This is a genomic window from Paraburkholderia sp. CNPSo 3281, assembly GCF_024206515.1.
In the GTDB taxonomy this organism is placed as follows: domain Bacteria; phylum Pseudomonadota; class Gammaproteobacteria; order Burkholderiales; family Burkholderiaceae; genus Paraburkholderia; species Paraburkholderia nodosa.
Genome location: NZ_JAMBPS010000061.1, coordinates 24,180 through 40,069, shown reverse-complemented (window position 1 = coordinate 40,069; position 15,890 = coordinate 24,180). Strand labels below are relative to the sequence as shown.

13 protein-coding genes are annotated in these 15,890 nt (G+C 55.0%); 9 read left to right on the top strand and 4 right to left on the bottom strand.

Annotated elements, in window-relative coordinates:
• On the top strand, window positions 1-147 hold a 147-nt coding region (locus M3I56_RS34650), incomplete at its 5' end, for an ATP-binding protein (RefSeq protein ID WP_254357844.1).
• A 348-nt stretch (window positions 148-495) separates the two neighbouring features.
• Here the strand turns inward: M3I56_RS34650 and M3I56_RS34645 are convergent.
• Genes M3I56_RS34645 through M3I56_RS34630 form a run of 4 tightly spaced genes read right to left on the bottom strand, consistent with a single transcriptional unit; the run spans window position 496 to window position 5,582 of the window.
• Entirely contained in the window at window positions 496-1,698 is a 1,203-nt protein-coding gene (locus tag M3I56_RS34645) for an acetyl-CoA C-acyltransferase (protein ID WP_254357841.1), read from the bottom strand.
• Window positions 1,699-1,731: 33 nt separating this feature from the next.
• On the bottom strand, window positions 1,732-3,828 hold the full coding sequence (locus M3I56_RS34640; protein WP_254357840.1) for a 3-hydroxyacyl-CoA dehydrogenase NAD-binding domain-containing protein: 2,097 nt from the start codon (window positions 3,826-3,828) through the stop codon (window positions 1,732-1,734).
• 23 nt (window positions 3,829-3,851) lie between these two features.
• Window positions 3,852-4,883 carry an NADP-dependent oxidoreductase gene (locus tag M3I56_RS34635; RefSeq protein WP_254357843.1) on the bottom strand — a complete coding sequence of 344 codons (1,032 nt, stop codon included), beginning with the start codon at window positions 4,881-4,883 and terminating at the stop codon, window positions 3,852-3,854.
• Between the two features lie 18 nt (window positions 4,884-4,901).
• Window positions 4,902-5,582 carry a carboxymuconolactone decarboxylase family protein gene (locus M3I56_RS34630; RefSeq protein ID WP_254357839.1) on the bottom strand — a complete coding sequence of 227 codons (681 nt, stop codon included), beginning with the start codon at window positions 5,580-5,582 and terminating at the stop codon, window positions 4,902-4,904.
• A gap of 266 nt (window positions 5,583-5,848) precedes the next feature.
• Here M3I56_RS34630 and M3I56_RS34625 point away from each other — a divergent pair, with 266 nt between their 5' ends.
• The 8 genes from M3I56_RS34625 to M3I56_RS34590 all read left to right on the top strand — a co-directional run bounded on the left by M3I56_RS34625 (window position 5,849) and on the right by M3I56_RS34590 (window position 15,869).
• The gene (locus M3I56_RS34625; RefSeq protein ID WP_254357838.1) at window positions 5,849-7,108 is read left to right on the top strand and encodes an acyl-CoA dehydrogenase family protein; all 1,260 of its coding nucleotides are present in this window, start codon (window positions 5,849-5,851) and stop codon (window positions 7,106-7,108) included.
• 54 nt (window positions 7,109-7,162) lie between these two features.
• Complete coding sequence (locus tag M3I56_RS34620; protein WP_254357837.1) at window positions 7,163-8,263, top strand: phosphotransferase family protein; 1,101 nt, start codon at window positions 7,163-7,165, stop codon at window positions 8,261-8,263.
• Window positions 8,264-8,320: 57 nt separating this feature from the next.
• Window positions 8,321-9,511: an acyl-CoA dehydrogenase family protein gene (locus M3I56_RS34615; protein WP_254357836.1), complete on the top strand. Its 1,191-nt coding sequence runs from the start codon at window positions 8,321-8,323 to the stop codon at window positions 9,509-9,511.
• Window positions 9,512-9,525: 14 nt separating this feature from the next.
• The gene (locus M3I56_RS34610) at window positions 9,526-10,611 is read left to right on the top strand and encodes an acyl-CoA dehydrogenase family protein (protein ID WP_254357835.1); all 1,086 of its coding nucleotides are present in this window, start codon (window positions 9,526-9,528) and stop codon (window positions 10,609-10,611) included.
• Between the two features lie 61 nt (window positions 10,612-10,672).
• Window positions 10,673-11,467 (top strand): enoyl-CoA hydratase/isomerase family protein, encoded by a 795-nt coding sequence (locus M3I56_RS34605; protein ID WP_254357834.1) that lies wholly within the window; start codon window positions 10,673-10,675, stop codon window positions 11,465-11,467.
• A gap of 293 nt (window positions 11,468-11,760) precedes the next feature.
• Entirely contained in the window at window positions 11,761-13,038 is a 1,278-nt protein-coding gene (locus tag M3I56_RS34600; protein WP_254357833.1) for an MFS transporter, read from the top strand.
• A gap of 97 nt (window positions 13,039-13,135) precedes the next feature.
• On the top strand, window positions 13,136-13,888 hold the full coding sequence (locus M3I56_RS34595; protein ID WP_254357832.1) for an SDR family NAD(P)-dependent oxidoreductase: 753 nt from the start codon (window positions 13,136-13,138) through the stop codon (window positions 13,886-13,888).
• A 28-nt stretch (window positions 13,889-13,916) separates the two neighbouring features.
• The gene (locus M3I56_RS34590) at window positions 13,917-15,869 is read left to right on the top strand and encodes an FAD-dependent oxidoreductase (protein WP_254357831.1); all 1,953 of its coding nucleotides are present in this window, start codon (window positions 13,917-13,919) and stop codon (window positions 15,867-15,869) included.
• The last annotated feature ends 21 nt before the right edge of the window (window positions 15,870-15,890 follow it).

Sequence of the window (15,890 nt, the reverse complement as noted above, 5' to 3'; positions counted from 1 at the left end):
CTGCCCCTTGAACACTGGCACGCATGGCTGCAAGACCCCACGCTCGCCGACGCAATCCTCGACCGCCTCGTCCATCAAGCTCACAAGCTTGCATTGAAGGGCGATTCGATGCGAAAGAAGAACGCTCCTGATCAAAAAGTAGCCTGATCTCGAACACTCGCAGTACAATCTAAGCACTACGCAGCACCTCCCTCCTGGCCTGTTCGACTTCATCGAAACGGGCGTTCAACTTCCCCGAAATACGCACTGATACCCGACAGCAATCCCATTGTTGCCAGGAATACCGCGCTGGGGAGCAGGTTTTTCGTATCGAAAATCCTTGGCAGCACCCATCCGTTTCGACGTGCTCTAGCTGGATGCGAACTCAGGGCGCCTGCAAAGAGAGAGGAAACAAGGGCGCAGTACTGCTCGACGTGCAGTTGGCTAATCACAAATGGGATTCCTGTAAATGAAAATGGGGCCGAAGCCCCTTGAGTCAGCAGTGCTGGACGGAGATTAGAAAATCTCGAACAGCGCGGCAGCGCCTTGACCCCCGCCGATACACATCGTGACGATGCCGAACTTCGCACTACGGCGATGGCCTTCGATCAGGATATGACCGGCCATACGGGCACCCGACATACCGTAGGGGTGGCCAACGGCAATCGCACCACCGCTCACATTCAGGCGATCATCGGGAATCCCCAGGACGTCTTGGCAGTGTAGAACCTGGCATGCGAACGCTTCGTTGAGTTCCCAGAGGCCGATATCGTTGACCGTGAGCTTGTGTTGCTTGAGGAGCTTCGGAATAGCGAACACCGGACCGATACCCATTTCATCCGGATTGCAACCAGCAACTGCCATGCCACGGTAAGCGCCGAGCGGTTTGAGGCCGCGCCTGGCCGCTTCGGCAGCTTCCATGACGACCAATGCCGCTGCACCATCCGAGAGTTGCGAGGCATTGCCCGCCGTGATGTAGTTGCCTTCCTTGAGTTGTTGACCGCCACGGAACACGGGCTTGAGGCTCGTCAGGTCATCGAGCTTGGTGCCCGGACGATTGCCTTCGTCGTTAGTGAGAGTCACGGTTTTGAAGCTGACCTCCTTCGTTTCCTTGTCAACAACTTTCATTTGCGTCGTCATCGGAACAATTTCAGCGTCGAAACGGCCTTCGGCTTGTGCTTGTGCTGTCAGTTGTTGTGAACGCAGAGCATACGCATCCTGACGCTCACGGCTGATACCATAGCGTGCGCTCACAATCTCGGCCGTTTCCAGCATCTGCATGTAGACCTGCGGAACCGTCTTTTGTAGTTCGGGATCGAAAATCTGGAACTGGTTGAAGTGTTCGTTTTGAACCAGCGATACGGACTCGACGCCACCGGCTACGACGATTTGCTGGCCGTCGTACATGATCTGCTTCGCAGCCGTGGCGATAGCCATAAGACCGGAACCGCATTGACGATCAACCGTCATGCCGGCAACGGTGTGCGGCAGGCCAGCACGGAGGGCCGACTGACGAGCAACGTTGAAACCCGTAGTGCCTTGTTGCAGGGCCGTGCCCATGATCACGTCGTCAACGTCAGCGCCGTCGATGAGAGCGCGTTGCACTGCAGCGTTCACGACATGGCCGCCCATTGCGGGGCCAGTCGTATCGTTAAACGCGCCACGGAAGGCCTTACCGATGGGAGTACGAGCTACAGAAACGATTACAGCTTCACGCATGATTTGCATCTCCTGTTAGATACTTGAATACGATTAAGCTTGGTAAGCAGGCCACTGGTTAGCCTTGGCAGCTTCGGCAAGGGACTGCGCAGGCCTCCACGTATCGCCGTAAAGCTTGTGATATTCCTGAACCTTTTCGTAGACCTTCTGGAGCCCCGTTTGCTGCGCCCAGAACATAGGGCCGCCGCGATAGCTCGGGAAGCCATAGCCGTTTGTGTACACGATATCGATATCGCTGGCGCGCTGTGCTGTACGGGAGTCGATGATGCGAGCACCCTCGTTGACCATGGCGCACATAATGCGTTGGACAATTGCGTCGTCGGAGATCTCGCGGCGTTCGATACCGGCGTCGGCCGAAACCTGGACGATCAGCGCCTCGATTTCGGGACAGGGAGTAGCTGTACGACCTTCGTACTTGTAATAGCCGCGACCCGTCTTCTGGCCGAATCGACCTTGTTCGCAGATACGATCAGCGAGCACGGAATAACGCTCATAGGCAGGTCGCGTGCCTTTCTGCTCCTGTTCCTGACGAATGCGCCAGATCACATCCAGGCCGGCCATATCGCGCATAGCAAACAGGCCCATAGGGAAACCAAACTGATTGAGTACACGGTCGATTTGCCACGGCGTTGCGCCTTCTTCGAGAAGATAGTCAGCTTCGCGGCCATAGGCACCGAGGATACGATTACCAATAAACCCTTCTTCGTTACCCGCGAACACTGCAATCTTGCGCAAGGTTTTCGTGAGCTTGAGTATCGTTGCGGAGACTTCGTCTGAGGTATGGGAGCCCTTGATAACTTCTACCAGTTTCATCACGTGGGCAGGGCTGAAGAAGTGCATGCCAACAACTTGCTGCGGACGACGAGTCACGTTCGCAATCAGATCGATATCGAGCGTAGACGTATTAGTCGCCAGGACAGCTTCAGGCTTGGCTACAGCATCGAGATCCTTGAAGACACTCTGTTTTACGCGGAGGTCTTCAAAAACGGCTTCGATAATGAGATCGCTCTTCGAGACCGCCACAAGGTCGCTGGAGATAGAAATCAGATTGAATGCACGATCAGCCTTTGCGCGCGCCATAGAACCGCGAGCGACTGAGGTCTCGTAGTTAGCTTGAATTGCAACTATAGCGCGTTCTAGCGCTTCATACGTGCGGTCCACGAGGACGACGGACAAGCCGGCGCTCGCACAGGCTTGCGCAATACCCTGACCCATGGTGCCTGCACCGATAACGGCTACAGACTTGATATCCAGTGGTGTTGCCTTGGCAGTGCCGGGAACTTTGCCTGCCTCCCGTTCGGCGAAGAACAGGTGGCGCAAGGACGCGCTTTCAGGGCTGTTCTCGCACTCCTGGAACGCTTTCCTTTCGAGCGCGCAACCTTCGTCAAAGGTCAAGGCGCAAGAAGCTTCGAGGACGTCGACAATCTTCTGCGGAGCTACGAGACCGCGCCACTTCTTTTGATTCTTTTGACGATAGGCTTCGAACACTGCGAGGTCTACGTCTTTAAGGGGGGCTTTGATAGCGCTCTGGTCGCGAGAGAGGGTGCCCTTTCTAATCAGGTCTTGTGCGAAGGCCGTAGCTGCTGAAACTAGATCGACGCCTTGGTCAGTAACCAGATAATCAATAATACCCCATTCGTGTGCTCGTTCTGCGGACACGGGATCGCCTGACGTCGAAACGTCCAGTGCAACTTGAGGCCCCGTGAGTCGGAGCCACCACTGCGTACCGTAGCCGCCTGGCATCAAACCGAGTTTTACTTCAGGTTGTCCGATCTGGGCATTCAGTTTAGCTAAGCGCCACGTGCACGAGAGAGCGAGTTCGAAACCGCCACCCAGTGCCATTCCATGAATAGCCGCGATAGATGGCTTGGAACTCGTGCTCAATGCGTCAAGAATCTTGTACAGCGAGGGCTCTTCGTACGGCTTGCCGAACTCGCTGATATCAGCACCAGCAACGAATGTACGGCCAGCGCAGGCAATGATCAATGCTTGTACATCGTCTTCTGCTTGCGCGCGCTCGATAGCATCCATGAGACCACGACGAACGCCGATGCTCAGGGCGTTGATAGGCGGGTTGTCGATCGTGGCGACGGCAATGCCGTTCGACTTTGAGTAGGATACGTAGGACATTAGAGTGCGTGGGTAGTAAGGAACTAGCGCAAAGGGTCGGCGATTTTGACAATCAGGCGCCCTTTATGCGCTCCAGTGAAGAGGCAGTTGTAGACATCGGGTACAGTCTCGAACCCCTCCCGGATATCAATGTCGCATTTCAACCGGCCTTCAGAAATCCATCCATTGATAGACTTCAGCATCGCACCCGTTCGCGCTCTGTCTCCGAGAATGGAGCTGACGAGGAAGCCGCGGACTTGCGCAGTCTTGACAACGAGATTCCAAAGATTCGAAGGTCCCGGTTCAACGTTAGAGGTGTTGTAGCGGCTAATCATGCCGCATATAGCGATACGCGCATTCCGCGCTAAATGATTAAGCGATGCTTCAAATATCGAGCCGCCTACATTTTCGAACAGCAGATCAATACCCTCGGGCAGAATCGCGCCTAGTTCGGTTTTTAGATCGCTACAAGAACGGTAGTCGATACAAATGTCATAGCCGTAGTCATCGAGCGCCCGTTGACATTTTTCTGTGCCACCCGCAATACCGACGACGCGGGATGCGCCATTAATCTTTGCGATCTGGCCTACAAGGGAGCCGACGGCTCCAGCTGCACCAGAGACAAGTACCGTATCGCCGGCTTTGAAATCGCCAACGTCAAGAAGGCCGTAATAGGCTGTCAGGCCAATGGTGCCCCGCACGTGAGTAAAGGACGGGAGATCGGAATCAGCGTCTGCGTCTACGACGTAAAACTGTGATGCTGGAGCGACAACGTAGTCGCTCCATGTACCGAAGCCCCACACAAACTGACCTTCACGGAGTTCAGTACCCTGTCCCGTTCTTACGACTTGTCCAAGCATGACTCCGCGCACCGGCGCTCCCAGTGGCAGCGGCGCAGCGTAGTTTCCCGATGCATTCATGAATCCGCGAATAGCAGGGTCCATAGCGAGATACAGGACACGTACCAGTACTTCACCGTCGCCAGGAGCAGGTATGTCTCGGTCTTCGCGTGTCAAGTCGCCGGACCCGATAGCGCCTTGCGGACGATTAGTTAGTATCCAGTTTCTGTTTTTCATCATGGACCGTGCGGTGTATCAGAGGTGTGCGGCAGCGCCCATTACGGCAGCGATACCCGAAGAAGGAACGGAGCACAGAATAGCTTCGACGAGTTCAGCATCCGTAGCCTGGACGGCGCGTGCTGCGCCGATATGGCGCGCAACCATCGGGCTGTAGTCAGAAGCGAGCACGGCAACGAGGCAGAGTTCCGCGTATTTCGGCTCGATGGTGTTGCAGTAGATCGTGCCCTTGCGCATCAGGTAGTACGCGTCCGCTCCCTTGGGGGACAAATCAAGCATCTTCTGAAGCGGGGCGGGGATAGTGCCAAAGTACTTCTTGAAGTCAGCCTCGGCCTCGCCTGGCGCGACCGCCTGGTGCTCATAGTCAGCGACTGGGCTCTGGGGATCGCGCGGATACACCTCGTTGACCACGCCTTCATATGCGAGCGCCGCACCTTCACCGCGAAGGCTACTCAGGAGAATCAATCCCGAGATGGCCTCTTTTTTTGTCAATCCGAACCCTTGCGCGATCGAGAGCGCACGGCTAGCAATGTCAATGTAGCCCTTGTTGATCGCAGCGACAGCGACGAACAGGGTTTTGAATTTCGCAGGAATCGCGCCATCGGTCTCCACGATATCGCGGAACAATTGGTAGCCCGACAGCGTGTAGGGGGCGATTTCGCGCAGCAGCTCTGATTCGATCAGTGGGTTCGCGGCCATGAAGTTTACTCAGGTGGAAGTCTACGAAAACGACAGAGAACAGCGTATCCATGCTATCGACCGACTGGTCGGGCGTCAAGCCCAGGAGAGCCCTAATTAGTAACCCTGGGATCGTCAGTCTTTCGAGAAATTTTGCGCACGCACAGTTGACGCCCGACCAGTCGGTCGAGTACCCTGCGGTCAATGGCAAGTACGAGATAGCGCGCCCTTTATGTGTCGCAGGCAGTGGGTGTGCGTGTCATGAACATTGACTCAGGGAGTCCTGGATGAATTTCGAACAATCAAAAAAGTCGAAAGAGTGGTATGGCCGCGTCGAAACTTTCATGAACGAGTACGTCTACCCGGCGATCCCTACGTATCACGAACAGCACGCAAAGATGGATCGCTGGAAGGAAACTCCGGCTATCTTCGAAGAGCTCAAAGCCAAGGCTAAAGCAGCAGGCCTCTGGAACATCTTCATGCCTCCCTCGGACCATGATGACGAGTACTTCACCAGCGTTGGTCTGACGAACGTTGAGTACGCACCGATTGCAGAACTCATGGGCCGTGTCTCGTTTGCTTCGGAAGTGTTCAACTGTATGGCGCCGGACACGGGCAACTTCGAAGTTTTGCACCGTTACGGGACGCCGAAGCAAAAAGAACAGTTCATGGTTCCGCTGCGAGACGGTCTCACCCGTTCGGCTTTCTTGATGACGGAGCCTGCTGTCGCTTCGTCGGATGCGCGCAACATCCAGACGGAAATCAAGCGCGATGGCGACGAGTACGTGATCAACGGCCGCAAGTGGTGGTCGTCGGGTGCTGGCCATCCGAGGTGCGGGTTCTTCATCGTCATGGGCAAGACAGATCCCACGGCTTCGGCATATCGCCAGCAGTCGATGATTCTCGTGCCAGTCGGTACTCCCGGCGTAACCCTTGTTCGTCATCTGAACGTGTTCGGTTACGACCATGCTCCGCACGGCCACTTCGAGGTCATTCTGGACAACGTCCGCGTCCCCGCAGAAAACATGCTTGTAGGGGAGGGCCGCGGTTTTGAAATCGCGCAAGGTCGCCTCGGGCCGGGTCGGATTCACCACGCTATGCGCACGATTGCTTCAGCTGAAGTCGCTCTCGAACGCATGGTCATCCGTTTGATGTCGAGAGAAGCATTCGGCAAGCGCATTCACGAACACTCGATTTGGGAAGAGCGTATCGCCCACGCTCGAATCAGTATCGAAATGGTTCGTCTGCTGTGCCTGAAGACAGCACACATGATGGACACTGTGGGCAACAAGGAGGCGCAAGGCGAGATCGCAATGATTAAGGTCATCGCTCCGCAAGTCGCCGAACGCATTATCGATATGGCAATTCAAGCTCACGGCGGCGGGGGTGTGAGCCAGGACTTCGGCTTGGCGGAGATGTACGCCAATACGCGTATCGTGCGTCTTACCGATGGTCCTGACGAAGTGCATTGCCGTGCCATTGCTCGTCTGGAGTTCAAAAAGCAAGAAGGCCGCCAGTACAGCGATATCCTCGCGTACTCGAAATGATCGAAGGCAAGGCCTACGGGTCTGGTTTTCATACAACTATAGAGGGCTACAAGATTGAGTACCACGGAAACGCGAGCTGCTCAGCCTAGGCGCTACATCGGTGAACTCGGTTCAGTTCGTGAAGGCAGTCGCTTTGATGAAGCGCGTCTTGCTATGTATTTGAATGACATGCTGCCGGGCTTTGGCGGTCCGATGGTCGTGAAGCAATTCGAGGGCGGGCAGTCTAATCCTACGTTTTTGCTAGAAACGCCGAGTGGCAAATATGTAGTACGTCGTAAGCCTGAGGGTCTGCTGCTGAAGTCAGCTCACGCAGTGGACAGAGAGTTTCGAATCATTAAAGCGCTTTCGGGCACGGGCGGAATTCCTGTCCCTCAGGCACTGGTACTTTGCGAAGACGACAGTATTATCGGCAGCATGTTTTATGTCATGCGCTTCGTGCCGGGACGTGCCTTCTGGGATTGCAAGATGCCAGACGTTAGCCGCGAAGACCGGGCAGCGATCTACGATTCTGCGAATGAAACGCTCGCACGATTGCACTCGATCGACTACAACGAGATCGGTCTGTCGGACTACGGTCGTCCTGGTAATTATTTCTCGCGTCAGATCTCGCGTTGGTCGTCCCAGTATGAAGCTACCAAGTCAGAAGACATTCCAGAAATGGAAAAACTGATCGCGTGGTTACCTGGTCAGGTCTCGACTGACGATCAGCGCGCGTGTATTACTCATGGTGACTTCTCCTTCCACAATCTGCTGATCCATCCGACTGAGCCACGTGTAGTTGCGGTGCTGGATTGGGAACTGTCGACTATCGGGCACCCGATGGGCGACCTGATGTATCACACTATGGAGTGGTACAGGCCCCAGGGCGTCGACGCTCGCGGTACGCTGAACGGCGCAGACCTGAACACCTTGGGTATTCCTGGTTTTGAAGAGTACGTCGGACGCTATTGCGAACGCACAGGATTCGAGATCGAAGGGAACCTCGACTTCTACAAGGCGTACAACCTGTTCCGTGTCGCTGCGATTCTGCAAGGAGTAGCGCAACGCGCTTCGCAAGGCAATGCTGCATCGGCTCATGCGGATACTGTGACGAAGTTGATTAAACCGCTGGCCAAGGCTGCTTGGGACTTCGCACTCGCTGGTGGGGCTGTGTAATCGAGTCACGAGAGTTCCCGGACTCGGCTTCTAGCGATTCTATTTTGCGACAACCATATGGACGATACGATCAAATATGCACGCGCGCGGGCCCAGGCACTAAGTACGCAAATACACGAATTCTGTAGGAGCGAGATGCCTGTCGATCTTCTTGATCGGTCCCGACGTCACCAGGTATTGAGCAAAGAGGACTACCTTTGCTGGATGCGATTGTTGCAGGGGAAGAATTGGGGTACTGCGCACTGGCCCGTAGAGTATGGTGGACAAGACTGGTCTCCGCTCGAACGCTTTACCTTCGAGGATCAGTTTGCCCGATTGGGTTGCCCGTGGGTGATTCCGTTCGGCGTCAAGTACGTGGGACCCGTCATCTATAAGTACGGCTCGCCGGAGCAGAAAGCACGATTTCTGCCGCGCATCGTCGACAACGAAGACTTCTGGGCTCAAGGCTACTCGGAGCCAGGTGCAGGCTCTGACTTGGCAGGTCTGCGCACGACGGCAGTTCGTGGCGGTGACCACTACGTAGTCAATGGTCAAAAAGTGTGGACGACCTATGCGCAGTGGGCCGACTGGTTGTTCTGCCTGGTGCGTACAGGCGACTCTGAGACTAAGGCGCAAAACAGTATCTCATTCCTGCTCATCGACATGAAAAGCGAAGGTGTGACGGTCAAGCCTATCGACACGATGGATGGCTATCACCACGTGAATGAAGTGTGGTTAGAAGACGTTCGCGTACCTGCTGAGAACTTGATCGGCGTTGAAGGGCAGGGATGGACGTATGCCAAGTTCCTGCTCAAGAATGAGCGGACAGCGGGTGCTACAGTCGGCATGGTTCGTCACGCGCTGGATCGGCTCAAGCTCGCGGCAACAGAGAGTGGGGAAATTGAAAACCCGCTAATGCGTAATCGCATCGGTGAATTTGAATTGCGATTCATGGCACTTGAGCACGTAGCGTATCAGTCTGTTGAAGCTATGATGGACGGTACAGAGAGCGGCGGCGAGGCTTCGCTAATAAAAATCCGTTCTTCGGAACTGTACCAGCATGTTGCGGAAGCTACGGTTGAAGCTCTTGGTGTGGAAGGACTTCCGTTCGATATCGACGCGCTGCACAAGGGCACGGAACCTCCGATTGGTCCTGATGATGCGGCTGGGATACTCAAAGATCACTTCTACAACCGTGCCGCTACGATCTTCGGCGGTGCATCAGAAATCCAACGCAACATTATTGCTAAGACCGTTCTCGGACTATGAGTGCAGACCAGGAAATGCTCGCTCTGCTCAGTGAGAGTATTGAGCGCTATACGACCGATAACTACGACTTCCAGAGGCGTCACGCTGTCCTTAAGGAGGCTCAGAGCTATAGCGAGCAAGCGTGGAAAGACTATGCTGAATTCGGCTGGCTCGCTCTAACGCTTGGAGAAGACTTGGGCGGTCTCGATGCTGACGCGACAACACTGGGTCCGCTTATGGAAGTCGTCGGCTATCGAATGCTCATGGAGCCAATCCTGTCGAGTGCTGTCATCGGAACTCGATTGGTATCCCTGTTAGGTAGCGCAGAACAGAAGGGTCAGATTCTTCCGGCTCTGATCGATGGGTCGGTAAAGCTCGCAGTGCTTGATCTCGGAACGCCGCATTTTCAGTGGCCGACTGCATCGGAGTGCCGGCTGACTGGTACGGCACCTATGGTGCTGCATGGGGACGTAGCTGACAAGTTCCTCGTGCCGGCAGAGGATGCGGATGGCGAAGTTCAGGTTTACGTGGTAGATGCACTGGATTGCGTTCGCAAGAACTACCGACTGGTGGATGGGCGCGGTGCTGCATCAGTCAACTTTGAAGGGGTAGTCACCCAGCGACTGGGTACTGATAATAGCGGTACGAGAGTAGAGGCTGTGCTCGTTGATGTCGCGGACGAGGCTGTAGTAGCTCTCTGCGGTGAGACCCTCGGGATTGTCAGGGCTCTGGTGAATGCTACAGCTAGTTACCTGAAGGTGCGCAAGCAATTCGGCAAGCCCCTGGGTGCTAACCAGGCGCTCCAGCATCGCATGGCTGACATGTACATGATTGAGCAAGAAGTCGGAGCTCTGACGAAAGCTGCGAGGTTATCAATGAATCAACCCCGCTCAGACAGGGCTCGGATCATCAGCGGAGCAAGGGCGTATATCGGCAGGACGGCTCGCATTGTAGGTAATGAAGCTGTCCAGATGCACGGCGGTATTGGCATTACCGAAGAGCTTGACGTGAGCCACTATTTCCGTCGCTTGATAGTCAACGCAATTTTGCTCGGTAGTCTCGACCACCACTTCGAGAATTTCATCAAACTGACATTGGCTAACGGCAAGGGCCTGCACTAAATCTCCAGCGCTCCCATTCGATTTCGCTGGGGGCGTTAGTTTGTGGATAAGGAGTGGCGCAATGAGTGAAAAGAATACAGCAGTACTCGTGCATCGTACGGGTGCGATTGTTGAAATCGTATTGAATCGCCCTCAGGTGCTGAATGCAGCGAACGTACAGCTGGCGACCGACTTCCTGTCTGTGTGCCAGGGAATAGCCGGGGACCCAGGTGTTCGTAGCGTAATCGTGCGCGGAGAGGGCAAGGCGTTCATGGCTGGGGGCGATCTCGCCGAATTCACCAGAGACCTCGATCATGCTGCGGAAGTTGCCGACAGTCTGATTAAGCCGCTGAACGAGGCTGTGACCATCCTTTCCCAGATGTCGGCACCCGTGATCGGTAGCGTTCACGGCGCAGTCGCAGGGGCCGGTGTGAGTCTAGCGCTGGCTTGTGACCTGGTGATCGCTGCGGACAACACGAAGTTCAACATGGCGTATTCAAAGATCGGAGCTAGCCCGGACGTAAGCGGATCCTGGTCGCTGCCTCGTGTAGTGGGATTGCATAAGGCCATGGAGATCGCGTTGCTCTCCGAGACCTTCGATGCGCAGGAGGCGCATCGTCTGGGTCTAGTGTATCGCGTAGTCAGCAATGCCGAGCTTGCTCGCGAGACGATGAGCCTCGCATGTCGACTTGCTAATGGACCTACACGGTCGTTTGGCGTCATCAAACAGCTATTTCGAGATTCGCTCGATCGAAACCTGAATTCTCAGCTCGAAGCAGAGCGTCTAGGTTTCCGCGAGTGTGCGACAACTAGTGATTTCAAGGAGGGTGTTGCTGCTTTCCAGCAGCGCCGCACGCCGCTGTTTACAGGTTCATGAGTATCTGTCTAGGTGCTCGCAGCGATAGCGACACGTTGCATGAGTTGCAAATATCGCACATCTTCAAATATCGAAGTAATTAAAGTAGAGGCACCTATAAGGTTTCGCTCTGCCAGGATGTAAGACGCGTAGAGCCAAAAGCAATACGTGTCGGCCTAGAAATACAGAAAGACACTAATCAGATTGAGACAAGGAGATACTATGAGGTACGTAGGCGTAACTGCCCATGCTTATGAGAGGCATAAGCGTAGCGTAAACGGCGACTCGAATGTGTTTTACCGGGGAGGCAGATAATGGTTAGCGCAGCCCAACGTAGATACATTCTTTTCTTGCTGTTCATGGTGTCGGTCTTCAACTACGTTGACCGCACGATTCTTTCCATCCTGCAAATCCCTATCAAGAAGGAGCTGGGCTTGACCGATGCTCAACTGGGCATGCTCACCGGTCTGGCCTTCGCGATCTTCTACGCGGTACTCGGTGTGCCTATTGGACGTCTGGCTGACTACTGGCAACGCCGTCGTCTTGTAGCGGGCGCGTTGACAGTCTGGACTGGTTTCACGGCACTCACGGGTATCGCAAGCAGCTTCGGGGCACTCCTGGGTTTTCGTATCGGCGTTGCTGTTGGGGAAGCGGGGTCGATCCCGGCATCGCACTCGATTATCTCAGACCTGTATCCGCCTAATAAGCGTGCTACGGCAATCGCAATCTTCGGCTTGTCGCTGCCCGTGGGTATCCTTCTAGGGTACTCCAGCGCTGGTTGGCTTGTGACTAACGTCGGTTGGCGTGAAGCGTTTTCGGTTATCGGTCTGTGTGGCTTGATCGTCGTCCCGTTTATGTGGTTCGCAAAAGAACCGAAGCGTGGCGTGTTCGATCCAGTTGAGGTTGCGAAGGCACCGGCACCGTCTACTGCGGAGGCGCTGAAAATCCTGTGGAGCAAGCGTGCCTATCGTTGGCTCGTTCTCGCAGGTGGCTTCCATGCCTGGGCCTGGTATTCGGTCAACTCGTGGAATGCCATGTTTTACGTACGTGTCCACCAGGTCCCTCTGTCCACGGTTTCGTATTATCTGGCACTCGTGAACGGTATCGGTTCGGCTATCGGTATCTATGCTGGTGCGAGACTCGCTGACTACTTTGGCTCGAAGGACGTTCGCGGTCGCCCGCGCGTCATCGCGATTTCTCAGTTCATCATGGTTCCGATTGCAATCGTCCAGTACCTCGTGCCTTCGCACGTCTTATCGATGGTGCTTGGCGCGATCACGATGACGATGATGCTCGTCTACTACGGTCCTATCGTGGCAGTTGCGCACCAGATGATGCCCGCTAACATTCGCGGCTTTACATCTGGCGTTCTGACTCTCGTCGTGTCGCTGATCGGCTTGGGACTCGGACCTCTCGTTACCGGCTTTTTGAGCGATAAGTTCACGGCTGCCTATGGCGTGCAAGGCCTGGGCTATGCGATTTGCGTTACGGTTTGCGCGTCGCTGGTCTCGGCATTCATGTTCTGGCGTAGTTCTGTGCTGCTGCCTAACGAAGTTTTGAATAAGGAACTCGTTAAGGAAGCGGTAGTTTAAGTACTGTAGTCGTACACGCTGTGTCACCCTGAAGTAGCGTAGCACAGCGTGATCTGCTTTTTGCAAAGCCAAATTAACTTGAATCTGGACGTAGAGAATGAACAAGCTCGTTGGCAAGGTCGCACTGATTACGGGGGCAGCGCGCGGTCTTGGTGCTGAAATGGCACGCGTGTTTGCACAGCAGGGCGCAGCAGTACTCGTGGCTGACGTGCTTGATGGCTCTGAAGTTGTGAATGAGATAATCAAGAACGGCGGTTCTGCTAAGTACGCTAAGCTTGACGTCACCAAGGAAGCTGAATGGAAACTCGCAGTTCAACAGGCTGTTGACTCCTTCGGCAAGCTCGACATTCTGGTCAACAATGCAGGCATCGTTCCAAAGGTCGCTCCTATCGAAGAGCGTACGGTAGAGGAGTGGGATCAGGTGATGGCTGTGAATGCGCGTGGCGTGTTCCTCGGTACGAAGATCGCTATACCTGAAATGCGCAAGGCCGGCTCCGGTTCTATCGTGAACGTATCTTCGATTGCGGCACTCGGACAATGGACTCATATGGAAGCGGCATACGCGGCTTCCAAGGGTGCCGTTTTGATCTTCACCAAGACGACAGCCGCTCAATATGCCAGGGATGGCATTCGCTGCAATTCGATTCACCCCGGCCCGATTGATACGCCGATGCTCCGGGCTACGTTTCCGAACGACGAGGCCATGAGTAAGAGGCTCTCGCGTATTCCTCTGGGCCGTATGGGTCAAACGCCTGAAGTCGTGAACGCCGCGCTGTATCTCGCGTCTGACGACTCGTCGTATACGACTGGCACTGAGCTTACTGTCGATGGCGGCGCGTCCGTGCTCTAAGCGGAAGACTAGAATAGGAGACAGGAACATGGCATGCGAAAAACAATCCCAAGCCTTTCCGCGGCTTTTTGAAAGGTTCAAGATCGGTAAAGTCGAACTTCAAAATCGACTCGTGGCACTGCCGCATGGCACATCGATGATTAAAGACGGCGCGATCATGGATGCAGACATTGCATACTATGAGGAACGCGCAAAGTCTGGTCTAGCAATGATTATCACGGGCGCCGCCGTAGTGTCTCGTACGTCGTACATTCGTTCTGGAAAACTCGTCGCGCCGTACGACGAAGCTGTCTTCGAATCCATGCGAAAGCGCGTGGATGCTGTGCACAGGCATGGCACGAAGATCGTGGGTCAAATCCTGCACCTCGGACGCGAAACTATCGGCGGAGAGTTCGAGAACGCACCGCTCGCTCCCTCGGTTATCCGTAGCCCTCGCGACCCGTATGGTCCGAAGAAACTCAACGAGAAGGAGATTCTTGAGATCGTGGAGGCTTTTGGTATCTCCGCAGCTAACCTCAAGGCTACAGGTCACGATGGTGTAGAGATTCACGGAGCGCACGGGTATCTCGTCGGACAATTCTTGTCCGAGGCTACGAATTTCCGTGATGATCGCTGGGGCGGTTCGCTCGAAAATCGTATGCGTTTCCTGCGTATGGTCATCGAGTCTATCCGCAAGCACTGCGGCGAAGACTTCATGCTAGGCCTGCGTCTTAGCGCTTCTGAGGAAATCGCGGATGGGATGGAAATCCCCGATGCGGTACAGATTAGCAAACTCATTGCCGCTGACGGACTGACGGATTACCTGAGTATTACGATGGGTACGCGCGGCTTATACGTCAAGGATGCAACACAGCCGAAGGCTATTGCAGCACGGGCAGCTGGCCTGATTCGTCAAGCTACGGGCTTGCCCGTGATTGTCGGTCAGCGAATCAATAGCCCCGAGATCGCAGAGAAAGTGCTCGCTGAAGGTCAGGCAGACATGATCGGTATGGCGCGTGCATTAATTGCTGATGCTGACTGGGTCACTAAAGCTCGTGCGGGACAATCTGAGCGTATCCGTCCCTGCGTTGGTCTGAATCAAGAGTGTCGTGCATTTTCGCCGCATCTCCACTGCGCAGTGAATCCTCGCGCTGGTCGTGAGTTGGTACCTGAATTTACCATCAAAGGCCCGCTGCGTAAGCGCAAGATCGCAATCATCGGCGGTGGCCCTGCTGGGCTTGAGGCAGCGCGTGCTGCGGCTGACCGTGGTCATCAGGTAACGATTTTCGAAGCAACGGATGGGCTCGGTGGCTTGTTCCTCTACGCTGCTTCGTTGCCCGGCCGTAGCGACCTGCGAAATCTCATCGATTATCTGCAAAGCGAGATTCGTCGACTCGGTGTCACTGTCGAGCTGAACCGCCGCATTGAATCAGCTTCCGAGCTCCAGGGATTTGACGTTGTTGTCATTGCTACGGGCTCGCAGCCGAATCCGTTGTCGGATGAACAATCTGGCCCGCACGTCAAGACGTGGTTCGAAGTCCTCGAACAAGAAATGCCTTCGCCTCACGGTCAGGGACGAGTGACCGTAATTGACGATGGCTCGGCATTCTGGTGGACGTATGGCGTCGCAGAAGCGTTGATGAACGCGGGTTGGAAAGTCACGATCGTTAGTCCAGGCGTGAGTGTCGCAGGACAGATTCCCACGGAGAGTATCGGGCCGTTGATTGCGCGTCTGGGTAGCGGCGGCACCGAGTATCGTGTACTTTCAATTTTCGATAGCATTACAGAGAAGGGCGTTTCGCTGATGAACGGCGGTTCCGGTGAAACGACGGAATATGAATGCGAGCTCGTTGTCATCCAGACGGGCCGTAGTTCACGTACTGCTCTGATTGACGCACTCGAAGGATCTACGATGGAAGTGCACTCCATCGGTGACTGCGTCAGCCCGCGTCGTGTCTCACACGCAATGCTGGAAGGTCAGCGACTGGGCTTGAGCTTGTAACGTAAGAAGTCTTTCGGCAGG